Source organism: Paracoccus aurantiacus (genome assembly GCF_007993065.1).
Lineage (GTDB): Bacteria > Pseudomonadota > Alphaproteobacteria > Rhodobacterales > Rhodobacteraceae > Paracoccus > Paracoccus aurantiacus.
Genome location: NZ_VOPL01000002.1, coordinates 311,927 through 323,141, shown reverse-complemented (window position 1 = coordinate 323,141; position 11,215 = coordinate 311,927). Strand labels below are relative to the sequence as shown.

The following is an 11,215-nucleotide window of genomic DNA, read 5'->3' as shown; positions in this document are numbered from 1 at the left end:
GCGCCACCTGCGCAAGTCTGGTCAGGGCCGCCCCTCAACAAGGCGACCCAGTTCCCGTCAGATCTCGATAGCCTCGGCGATCGCGAATGCGTCCTCGAGCTCAACGCCCAGATACCGCAATGTGCTGTCAATCTTGGTGTGACCAAGCAAAAGCTGATCCGCACGCAGGTTGCCGGTCTTCTTGTGGATCTCCGTGACCTTGCTCCGCTGCAACGAATGCGTTCCATAGGCCGTCGCCCTGAGTCCGACCGATGTGACTCAGTCGCGGACAATCCGCGCATATTGCCTGGTCGAGATATGCAACCGTTCGTGGAACCGCCCAGGCCAGAGATACTCCGAGCCAACCATCAGCGGATGCTCCATCCAGCGCTTGACCAATGCTCTCGTGCCTTCGGTGATCTCGAACCGGACGATCTGGCCTGATCCGGGCCGCCTGCGGACTTGAAGCGCCGTTGGACCGATCGCGGCTGATTGCAAAAGGTGCTTTTCCAACCAAACTTACGTCGGCCGCGCCATCATGCGGGAACAGCGTTCGACGGAGAGTACCTGTTTCAGATCGCGGAGGATCGAATTCAGAAGATCGATCCGCAATCCGGCGATGTGCTTTCTAGCGTTCCCGCGCCTGGAGGTGGAGCCGGTTCGGGTCTTGCATGAGCGGAAGGAACGCTTTGGGTCGGGCAACATCGCGGCCGACGGATCCACCAAGTTGATCCGGACACAGGCGCTGTTCTCAAAACCCTTGAATCCAATCGTTTCTTTACCGGGGTGGCCTGGGTGGACGCCGAACTGTGGCACGCGACATGGGATGATGACGGAAGCAACTTGCGACACATCGACCGTGATACCGGAGAGGTACTCGAAAAGCTCGACATGCCATCAGAGAGGGGAATGTCAGCGCTGGATTCCGATGGCGGCGACCAGTTCTTTTGCGGCGGAGGAAACACGGGGAAAGTTCGGATCATACGACGGCCGCGGGATTAGGAAGCGGCCTCGTTGATGAGATAATAAGAGCCCGATCCGTTCCGAAGTTACCGTCCGACTGGATGTAGTGCTGATTTTCACGAGACGAGTCACGTGCTTGGACCTCCGGCATATCAGTTCATGCCCCCATTCCTTGAGGGGCGCCCGTTGCGAAGGGCGCTGGGCTTGCGGGCTACAACGGGGATGTAGTGCAAGGGATCGACTATGGCTTTTCGCGCCCAGGCGCTGAGCCATGGCGATGCGGAACGCCGTTGGCAGCGCTAGCAAAGAACCGCCTTCATCGTACACATCACTCCCCAAAAAAAAGGTCAATCAAATGGCACCTCAAGCGCTGCACAACCGCTCGTGCATCCAACCAGCGGGCGGTTGGCCCGAGTTCCACAGGGAGAGGAGCGCCCCTGATTTAGCTGTTCAATGCATAACATTCGCATCAACATTGCGACACAGGGAATGCCGATGAATTCTATTTATCTATTTGTTTTTAAGTGATAAATTATGCAATAAGTACATCGTCAGAAACTCAGTTGGTGCCCATCACCCGCTCCATCTCCCCCAGCGTTTCTTGGGTCGCCGGTTTTCAGCGCAGCAATGGCAGCTCGGTCATCAACTCTGCAATCTCGCCATCGCTCAGTCCCAGGTCAGGCATCGCGGTTCCGGGCGCGAACTCCTGCGGCGCGCGCAGGAATTTTTCGAGCGACTCGATATCCCATGTTCCTGTCGACTTCGCGAGCAGGGCCGGGCTGTAGGTCGAATAGTCACTGGCCGAGGCAATGGGCCTGCCCATGAGGTTGCGCAGATGCGGCGCATCGCGGGTTGAGACCGGATAGTTCAGGTTGTGACACCCTCCGCAATTCGACAGCGCATTGAGGTTCGTGTTCAAGCCGGTTTCGGTCCGCGCAAGCTGCACATTCTCGACCGGGGTCAATCGTATGATCTTGCCGCTGTCCGTCGCCAGAAGCATCGCCTTGCCGACGATATCGACATCGCGAATGCGGTCACCGATATAGATCTGCTCTGTATAGCTGCCCCCAACCCAGCGCCGCACCCGCATCAGCGAACGCGCCTTCAGCGTGGCAACCATCAGATCCCCGTCCCAGGCCGGATGAAACCCTTCGATATGGGTGACCGCGCTGATCCCCGGACTTGGCAGGTAGGCCGCGATCGGCGGGGTATAGCCGCCATGAACCTCTCCCGCGCGCAGCGGCTTCTCGGGGAACGAATAAGTGCCGTAAACCGTGCCCATCGAGGCGTAGGGCCACCCGTAATTGCGGCCTTCGGCGATAAGATTGATCTCGTCGCCACCTTTCGGCGCATGTTCGGTCGAAATCAGTTCGCCATCCGAAGATATCGAAAGCCCCTGCGGGTTGCGATGCCCCATCGACACGATATGGCTCTGTCCGGTTTCGCGGTCGATACGCAGGATTTTTCCGATATCGCTGTCCGGCGATTGCGACGGCGGCACTGCGCCGGAATACACATTCGCGATGCCGTTCAGGCTGTAATCGCCGACAGCGACGATGATTTCGTCGGTCTTCGGGTCATATGCCATCGCCCCACCGGCAGAGCGGGGCGCATGCCCATTGCGCAGCGAAAACGAGCGCGACAGAAATACGGGCTTTTCGACGGGTTGCAGCGATTTGCCGCCCTCGTCCTCTGGCAAGACAAAGCGGCTGATTGCGAATGACTTGTTGAAGCCTGCGGCATCCGGCTGACCATAGGACACATACCAATCGCGCCCGCCTTCCCTCTCAAGCGACAGAAGATCGTAAATATCGTCAAGCGCGGTGCCGTCGGGCCGCACAAGTCGCCCGATCTGACGCAGGCATCCGTCACCGGGGCAGGCCGCGCCCGTCATGCGAAACAGCGTGCCTTCGGCACCAAGCGCGATGGCATCCTCGCCACCAGCAGCTTCCAGCGCCAGAAGTGGCAGCGGCGTGCCTTCGGAGGAGGTCACAAGGATTTCGTCCTGATGCAACGGCAAAAGCGTGGAATCGAGGAAGGCGCGGTCGGTCATATCCAGCCGCATCTCCGGGGCGGCAGTTACGAGAGGGGCGGGGTTCATCGCGCGCGCGCCGCGCACGATCATCTCGAATACGACATTCTTTCGGAAGCCGGAGTAAAATCCGACGCTGAAAGCAAGCGCTGCGACAAGCAGCAAAACGAAGGCAGGAAACAGATAGCGACGCATGAACTGATTACCGAACAGGCAAGTGTTACACGCCAATAATCAGCATATGTGCCGCGCTGACAAACAGGAAATACGGATTCTGGCCGAAACGGCAGGCCAAACTGTTAATAATCAACCATAGGTTTTACTTATTGCCGAGAATACACGCGTTCAAATGCCGAATCGCCGGCAATTCCTTCGGTAAACTGCAGGCGCGCCAGGCGCGCATAAAGCCCGCCGTCTGCGACCAGTTCGTCATGGGTTCCCTCGGCCACGATTTCGCCGCCGTCAAAAACGACGATGCGGTCGGCCTTCTTCACGGTCGCCAGCCGATGGGCGATAATGATGGTCGTGCGGCCCTGCGCAAGCTGATCGACCGCCTGCTGAACCGCATGTTCCGAGGCCGCATCGAGCGCGCTGGTTGCCTCGTCCAGCAGCATGACTGGCGCATCGCGCAGGATGGCACGCGCAATTGCGATCCGCTGCTTCTGGCCGCCAGACAGCATCACCCCGCGCTCGCCCACCTGACTGTCATAACCTTCGGGCAATGCCATAAGAAATTCATGCGCATGCGCGGCGCGAGCAGCGGCCTCGACTTCGGTATCCGACGCATCCGGGCGACCGAAGCGGATATTTTCGCGCGCGGTCGTGGCAAAGATCACCGGGTCCTGCGGGACAATCGCGATCTGGCTGCGAAAGTCATCGCGGTCCATGTGGCGCAGGTCGATCCCGTCCAGCGTCACACGCCCCTTCGCAGGGTCCCAGAAGCGCTGGATAAGTTGGATGACCGTCGTTTTGCCCGCCCCGGACGGACCGACAAGCGCGACGGTTTCGCCGGGACGTATCGACAGCGAGACATCGCGCAGCGCGGACTGATCTGGGCGGGATGGATAGGCGAATGTCACATCTTCCAACGCGATTGCGCCACGTGCTGGCCGCGGCGCAGGGACAGGTTCGGCAGGGTCGCGGATGGCATCGCCTGCCGCCAAAAGCTCTGCCAGACGCTCGGTCGCACCGGCGGCGCGCTGCAACTCTCCCCATATTTCGGACAGCGCACCAACGGCACCGGCGACGAGAACCGCATAAATCACGAACTGAACCAGTTCGCCCACGCTCATCACACCGCTTTCGACATCGCGCGCGCCGATCCACAGCACACCGATGACACCAGCGAAGATCAGGAAGATCACGATCATCGTCAGCACCGCGCGCGTCGCGATGCGCTTGCGTGCCGAGATAAAGCTTTCCTCGGTAACGCGCGCGAATTCGGCGCGGGTCGCGGCCTCATGCGTGAAGGCCTGCACCGTTTGCGCGGCCTGCAACGCCTCGGACGCGGACCCGGACGAGGCTGCGATCCAGTCCTGGTTCTCTCGCGCGAGGACGCGCAGCCGCCGTCCCAACCCGATGATCGGGATCAGGATGACCGGCACCAGAAGCAGCACCAGCCCGGTCAGCTTCGCAGAGGTCAGAAGCAGCATGACCACCCCGCCCAGCATCAGCAGCATATTGCGCAGCGCGACAGACACGGATGAGCCGATGACAGACAGAATGACGGTCGTGTCGGTGGTGATGCGGCTGACAATCTCTCCGGTCATGACACGTTCATAGAAGCTGGGCGAAAGCCCGATCACGCGGTCAAAGACAGCCTTGCGGATATCGGCAACGACGCGCTCGCCCAGCCGTGTAACGAGGTAATAGCGCAGACCCGTCCCAAGCGCGAGCAGCGCGACAATCATCAGGGCCGCGCCGAAATATTCGTCCAGCAAGGCAGAGCCGACGTCGAAACCGTCCACCACTCGCCGCACCGCAAGCGGCAGGATCAGGCTGATGCCGGCGGTCAGCGTCAGGGCGAGAAGTGCCGCGAACGCGGTGGCGCGATGGGGGCGGACAAATGGCCATAACGCGGAAAGCGCGCCGACGCGGCGGCTTGCGGGACGGTCATTCTGGGCCTTGGGTGCGCGTGCCATGCGTGCCTGTATCGGGTTTTGCGCGGCAAGCTTTAGGCCCCGCGCGCCTCAGCGGCAACCGTCAAACATGGATCTTGCCGGATGACAAAGCGTCGCGGAGCGCGTCAACCGCGCCCGCCAGCTTCTCGTCCACGATATGAAGGTAGCGCGTCCAGTCGCCGACATGGGCAAGCTCCTCTGCCCCGTCAGAGATACCGCGAAGCGCAATCAGCGGCAGCCCGAACTGCTGGCAAGCACGCAGGACGGCGAAAGTCTCCATCTCGACCATATCTTCGGCGATTGCTTCATACGCCCGGCCCGAAACGATATTCGCCCCGGTGGACAGGGTCGCGGTCGGGATGCCGGGAATTCGCAGTTCCAATGGCAGGGTCGCCGGCAGGTCCAGAAACGGCGTCACGCCCTTCTCAAAACCCAGTGCAGACGCATCCATGTCGCGCCAGCTTACCGATTCAGCCTGATACAGCCCGGCTTGTTCAAGCCTAGCCGATCCCGCAGAGCCGAGCGAGACGACCAGTTTCGGCATCGTGCCTGCCGCGTCCAGCCTTGCCAGCGCAATGCCGGTTGCCAAAGCGGCCTCGACGGGGCCGACGCCGGTAATCAGCGGGGTTATCCGCGCCTGAAGCGCCGGTCCGTATTCGGCATCGGCTGCCATAATGAAAAGAACTGGCACCCCGGCGAGGCTGGTGATGCCGGTCATGGCCGCTTGCAGTCTTGCCGGATCGTGGTGCGGGCCGCGGGACTCGAACCCGCACGGCCTTTCGGCCCAAAGATTTTAAGTCTCATGCGTCTACCATTCCGCCACGCCCGCAACGAACTGAAAACAAGAGGAATATTTTCAGGACATGCGCAAACTTATCATGCCGCTCGGCAAGGGCAAGGCACAGGCTGGCGGTTGGGCGAATTGGTCCCTTCGATCCCGGCGTATCAGTCGATCAGCCGAAGCGCCGCCTGCGTTCCGTATGCGCGAAGGAAAACCCGCACAGCATTGTCGACGGCACGCCGGATCGTCGCGTCATCAACATGTTCCCGCCCGAGAAGCATCATCGGATCACGCACCCGGACCGCACAAAGTTGAACGAAGCTATCCGCAGCCATGTTCAGATCCACCACCTCGGTGGAGATCATGCCGTCCTTCTGCCAACTGCGTATCTGACGTTCAAGCGTCCGTTGCAGGGCCGCCGGGCCGATTTCGTAATATTCAACGGCCAGTTCCGGGAAGCGCTGCGCTTCGGCAATGGCCAGCCGCAGGATGCGCGACCCGAATTCCGACACGGTATGGCTCGCGATCATGTGGCCCGTAAAACGAAGAACCTCGTCGATCGGCAGCTCCATGCGCAAAAGCGCATCGCGGTCGATCTTCGCGCGTTCCAACTCGTCGCGGAAGACGACGGTAAACATGAGTTTCTTGTCAGGAAAATAGCTGTAAAGCGTCGCCTTGGAAACGGAGGCTTCACGCGCGATATCGTCAACGCTCGCGCCTTCGTATCCATCGCGCAAAAAGACGCGACGCGCGCCTTCCAATACCTGATCGAATTTTCGGCCCCGCGTAACGGACCGGTCCTCGTTAAACATGACAACTGCCTGAACTGGCTCCCTAGTGCCAACTTATGCTACACAGCCGCGCGGCCACAAGGCGTTATGTAACCCCACGAATGTGATTGCGAATTTCCGCCACAACGGTGATGCTCTGCCAATCGAATAGGCAAATAGCGGAGTCTGTCCCATGGCCAGCAATCATCCCTCCTTCCGCGATTCAGTCGATCGCATGTTCACCCACGCGGCGTCGCTGATGAAGCTGCCGCCGGGGCTGGAGGAAAAGATACGGGTCTGCAACTCGACCTATACCGTTCGTTTCGGCGTTCGACTGCGCGGCGCTATCCATACCTTCACCGGCTACCGGTCGGTCCATTCGGAACATATGGAGCCTGTGAAGGGCGGGATTCGCTATGCTATGTCCGTTAATCAGGACGAGGTCGAGGCGCTGGCGGCGCTGATGACCTATAAATGCGCCCTGGTCGAGGTGCCGTTCGGCGGGTCGAAAGGCGGGCTGCGCATTAATCCGCGCGACTGGGACGAAGACGAACTGGAACGTATCACCCGCCGCTTCACCTACGAACTCTCCCGCCGCTCGCTTATCTCGCCTTCGCAGAACGTTCCGGCGCCGGATATGGGCACGGGCGAACGCGAAATGGCCTGGATGGCGGATGCGTATAAGCGCCTGCATCCCGACGACATCAACGCCAAAGCCTGCGTGACCGGCAAACCTGTGACCATCGGCGGCATTCTGGGCCGGGTCGAGGCGACCGGGCGCGGCGTGCAATATGCGATCCGCGAATTCTTCCGTCATCCCGAAGCGCTGAAGCGCACCGGGATCGAAGGCGAGTTGTCGGGCAAGCGCATCGTGGTGCAGGGTCTGGGGAATGTCGGCTATCACGCCGCCAAATTCCTGCAGGAAGAAGATGGCTGCGTCATCGTGACCGTGGTCGAATATAACGGCACCGTGCATAACCCGGACGGTCTGGATATCGAGGCGCTGAAAGACCACATCCGGGAAACCGGCGGGGTCGAGAATTTTCCCGGCGCCAGCTTCCGCCCTGCGGGGCTGGAGGGGCTGGAGGACGATTGCGACATCCTCATCCCCGCAGCCGTCGAAAGCGTCATCACCGAGAAGAACGCCGGCAAGATCAAGGCCAAGCTGATTATCGAGGCCGCGAACGGTCCGACCACCTCGGAAGGCGACAAGATCCTGAAGGATCGCGGCATTGTCGTGATCCCGGACATGTATGCCAACGCGGGCGGTGTGACCGTGTCCTATTTCGAATGGGTCAAGAACCTGAGCCAGATCAGCCTCGGCCGCCTGGAACGCCGGCACGAAGAAGCACGCAACCGCCTGCTGGTTTCAGAGATCGAGCGGCTGTCGGCGGATTCGGGCGTCAAGTGGACGCTGTCCGAGGGCTTCAAATCGGCCTATCTACACGGCGCGGACGAGCTGGAACTGGTGCGCTCTGGCCTCGATGACACGATGCGCGAAAGCTACATGAAGATGCAGGAGGTCTGGTTCGGCGATGACCGCGTCGATGACCTGCGCACGGCGGCCTATGTCGTGGCGATCCGGCGCATCACGAATGTCTATGGCTCGCTCGGGCTTTAAGCCAGTGCCGAAAACCTTGATGTGAAACAGAAAAAAGCGCGCCCCTCGGGGCGCGCTTTCTTCAATAAGCGATCAGGCGGTCAATGATCGCCGTGTTTCACCGACCACCAGAGGCGTTTGTTGGTCAGATACAGCAGCGACGCCATCACGATCAGGAAGATCACCGACACGAAGCCGACTTTCTTGCGGTTCATCATGTGCGGCTCTGCCGTCCACATCAGGAAGGCCGAGACGTCTCGCGCCATCTGATCCACCGTCGCAGGGGTGCCGTCCTCGTAGGTGACGAGATCGTCGGACAGGGGCGGAGGCATCCCGATCCAGTTCCCGGCAAATGCGGCGTTGTGATACAGGACCGAACCGGCCTGCTCTTTCTCTTCGCCATTATAGCCGGTCAGGACTGCGTGGATATATTCGGGGCCGCCAATGCCGTTGAACAACTGGCTGATACCGGTGCCGTAAGGGCCGTGGAAACCGGCCCGCGCTTTGGCCATCAGCGACAGGTCAGGCCCCATGCCATTGCCCTGAACGATGGTCGGGAAGTGATCGGTCGGCAGTCGCGGACGATCCTCGCCGGTTTCCGGGTCGGTAATGTCCAGATTAGCTGCATAGGCGCGGACCTGATCTTCGGGCAGCGCCGGACCGCCTTCATCCGCAAGCGTGCGCAGGGCCACCTGCTTCATGCCGTGGCAGGCAGAGCAGACTTCGGTATAGACCTGAAGGCCGCGCTGAAGCTGGAACTGGTCGAACTTGCCGAACGGGCCTTCGAAGCTGAAGGCGATGTCCGGGATGTGCTGCTCGGCATGGCCGGCACCTGCTTCCTCGGCATGTTCAGCCTCGGCCTCGCCCACCTGCTCGGCCTCAGCGCCTGCATTCTCGACCGCAGCGGTAGGCGCAGCAGCATCTTCAGTCTCGGCTGCGGTTTCGGCGGCGTCACCAGCCGGCGCGTCTTGCTCGGCAGCAGTCACTTCCTGCGTGCTGTCGACCGGCTCGGGCGCGGTTTCGCCTTCGACGGCAACCTCGGCGGCGGGTTCGTCAGCGGACTCGTTTGCAGCGGGCTGATTTCCGGCATCCGGTGTCGCCTGCGCGTCCTCAGCAGCCTGAACCTCTGCCGGGGCCTCGCCTTCGGGGGCCGGGACCGTATCGCCGGCTTCGACCTGCGCCGAATCCGGCGTGGCCGTGCCGGTCGCGGCATCCTCGGTCGCTTGATCCTCGGCTGCGACGGTTTCACTGGCGGATGCGCCCGCAGCGTCGCCTTCGGTTGCGACGGCGTCAGCCTCGGCATCCGCGTTGGCCGTGTCAGCGGTATCTGCGGTATCGGCTGCGGTTGATGCGGCCTGATCCGTCTGAGCAGCCGCGTCGGTCGCCTGTTCGGCGGCCTGTGCGGTTGCGTCGGCGGCTGCATCCGCGGCAGCGGCGGCAGCGTCACCCGCAGCGTCGCCAACAGCTTGCGCTGCGTCAGCAGCCGCGTCGGCGACGGCCCCGGCGGCTTCCGCCGGGGTCGGATTTTCCGGGACCGGAATAACCACGGTCGCGTCCTGCGCCCAGGCTGCCGCGCCAAGGGTCAGCGCGGCCACGGCCGTGAGGGTCTTGATTCTCAGGGTCATGCTTGCCTCTCCTTACTCGGCAGGATGGGTGTTGTTGCCGTAATGCGCGGCGAAATCTTCCTCGATCGTCGAGGGCATCGCATCCGGCTTCTCGATCACACCCAGCAACGGCAGGATGATGAGGAAATAGGCGAACCAATAGGCGGCCCCCGCCAGCGCGATATAGGGATAGATCCCCTCGGCGGGCATCGCACCGACCCACATCAGCACGACGAAATCTATGCAGAGCAGCCAGAACCACCATTTGAACATCGGGCGGAAACGGCCCGAGCGGACGCGGCTGGTATCCAGCCACGGAACCAGTGCCATGACCAGAATCGCGCCGAACATCGCCAGAACGCCGAAGAACTTGGCGTCGATGATCCCGAAGGAAATCCAGTTCACCAGTTGAACCACCCAGACATCAGCCGTGAAGGCCCGCAGGATCGCGTAGAAGGGCAGGAAATACCATTCAGGCACGATATGCGCTGGCGTCGCGAGCGGGTTCGCCTCGACATAGTTGTCGGGGTGGCCAAGGTAATTCGGCATGAAGCCGACAACCGCGAAGAACACGACCAGGATCACGGCAAGCGCGAACAGATCCTTGATGACGAAATAGGGCCAGAAGGGCAGCGTGTCCTTCTGCGCATCTTCCTTCGAGGTGCGGCGCACTTCGATGCCCGTCGGGTTGTTGTTCCCGGTCGTGTGGAACGCCCAGATATGGACGACGACAAGCGCCGCGATAATGAAGGGCAGCAGGTAATGCAGCGAGAAGAAGCGGTTCAGCGTGGCGTTATCGACAGCCGGTCCGCCAAGCAGCCATTCCTGAATGCTGGGCCCGATGCCGGGGATCGCCCCGAACAGGCCGGTAATCACGGTCGCGCCCCAGAAGGACATCTGACCCCAGGGCAGCACATAGCCCATGAAGGCAGTCCCCATCATGCACAGATAGATCAGCATGCCCACGATCCACGTCACCTCGCGCGGCGCCTTGTAGGAACCGTAGAACAGGCCGCGGAAGATGTGGATATAGACCGCAAAGAAGAACAGCGACGCGCCATTGGCATGCAGGTAGCGCAGCATATGCCCGCCATTCACATCGCGCATGATATGTTCGACGCTGCGGAAGGCCATGTCGACATGGGGCGTGTAATGCATCGCCAGGACGATGCCAGTGACGATTTGAAGCGCCAGGCAGAAGGCCAGGACGATGCCCCAGATCCACCACCAGTTCAGGTTCTTCGGCGTCGGGATCATCAGCGTGTCATAGACGATGCCCATGACCGGCAGTCGGCGGTGCAGCCAGCGCTCGGGTGCGGTCTTCGGTTCGTAATGGTCGTGCGGAATTCCAGCCATCGTCGCCTCC

General features: G+C 61.2%; 7 protein-coding genes, 1 tRNA gene and 1 pseudogene. 1 reads left to right on the top strand and 8 read right to left on the bottom strand.

The features are described from left to right. Positions 1 to 57: 57 nt before the first annotated feature. The 6 genes and pseudogenes from FQV27_RS07090 to FQV27_RS07060 all read right to left on the bottom strand — a co-directional run. A pseudogene (locus tag FQV27_RS07090) lies at positions 58 to 411 on the bottom strand (site-specific integrase); the annotation flags it as partial. 1,147 nt (positions 412 to 1,558) lie between these two features. Beyond that, on the bottom strand, positions 1,559 to 3,169 hold the full coding sequence (locus tag FQV27_RS07080; protein ID WP_147097160.1) for a PQQ-dependent sugar dehydrogenase: 1,611 nt from the start codon (positions 3,167 to 3,169) through the stop codon (positions 1,559 to 1,561). A 128-nt stretch (positions 3,170 to 3,297) separates the two neighbouring features. Further along, entirely contained in the window at positions 3,298 to 5,115 is a 1,818-nt protein-coding gene (locus tag FQV27_RS07075; RefSeq protein WP_147097159.1) for an ABC transporter transmembrane domain-containing protein, read from the bottom strand. A 61-nt stretch (positions 5,116 to 5,176) separates the two neighbouring features. Beyond that, a complete protein-coding gene (locus FQV27_RS07070; RefSeq protein ID WP_147097158.1) occupies positions 5,177 to 5,812 on the bottom strand; it encodes a 5'-methylthioadenosine/S-adenosylhomocysteine nucleosidase in 636 nt (211 codons plus the stop codon). Between the two features lie 25 nt (positions 5,813 to 5,837). Next, positions 5,838 to 5,923 (bottom strand) — tRNA-Leu (locus FQV27_RS07065). A gap of 116 nt (positions 5,924 to 6,039) precedes the next feature. Beyond that, on the bottom strand, positions 6,040 to 6,687 hold the full coding sequence (locus FQV27_RS07060) for a TetR/AcrR family transcriptional regulator (RefSeq protein ID WP_147097157.1): 648 nt from the start codon (positions 6,685 to 6,687) through the stop codon (positions 6,040 to 6,042). 151 nt (positions 6,688 to 6,838) lie between these two features. On the opposite strand from FQV27_RS07060, the gene FQV27_RS07055 reads away from it, so the two are divergent. Beyond that, a complete protein-coding gene (locus tag FQV27_RS07055; protein WP_147097156.1) occupies positions 6,839 to 8,266 on the top strand; it encodes a Glu/Leu/Phe/Val family dehydrogenase in 1,428 nt (475 codons plus the stop codon). An 80-nt stretch (positions 8,267 to 8,346) separates the two neighbouring features. Here the strand turns inward: FQV27_RS07055 and FQV27_RS19260 are convergent, their stop codons facing one another. Continuing rightward, the gene (locus FQV27_RS19260) at positions 8,347 to 9,870 is read right to left on the bottom strand and encodes a cytochrome c1 (RefSeq protein WP_147097155.1); all 1,524 of its coding nucleotides are present in this window, start codon (positions 9,868 to 9,870) and stop codon (positions 8,347 to 8,349) included. 12 nt (positions 9,871 to 9,882) lie between these two features. Beyond that, on the bottom strand, positions 9,883 to 11,205 hold the full coding sequence (gene petB, locus FQV27_RS07045; protein WP_147097154.1) for a cytochrome b: 1,323 nt from the start codon (positions 11,203 to 11,205) through the stop codon (positions 9,883 to 9,885). Between the last annotated feature and the right edge of the window lie 10 nt (positions 11,206 to 11,215).

Excerpts from the sequence above, each read along its gene's own strand:
- FQV27_RS07080 (WP_147097160.1), bottom strand. The coding sequence starts at position 3,169 with ATGCGTCGCTATCTGTTTCCTGCCTTCGTTTTGCTGCTTGTCGCAGCG.
- FQV27_RS07075 (WP_147097159.1), bottom strand. The coding sequence starts at position 5,115 with ATGGCACGCGCACCCAAGGCCCAGAATGACCGTCCCGCAAGCCGCCGC.
- FQV27_RS07070 (WP_147097158.1), bottom strand. The coding sequence starts at position 5,812 with ATGACCGGCATCACCAGCCTCGCCGGGGTGCCAGTTCTTTTCATTATG.
- FQV27_RS07060 (WP_147097157.1), bottom strand. The coding sequence starts at position 6,687 with ATGTTTAACGAGGACCGGTCCGTTACGCGGGGCCGAAAATTCGATCAG.
- FQV27_RS07055 (WP_147097156.1), top strand. The coding sequence starts at position 6,839 with ATGGCCAGCAATCATCCCTCCTTCCGCGATTCAGTCGATCGCATGTTC.
- FQV27_RS19260 (WP_147097155.1), bottom strand. The coding sequence starts at position 9,870 with ATGACCCTGAGAATCAAGACCCTCACGGCCGTGGCCGCGCTGACCCTT.
- petB (WP_147097154.1), bottom strand. The coding sequence starts at position 11,205 with ATGGCTGGAATTCCGCACGACCATTACGAACCGAAGACCGCACCCGAG.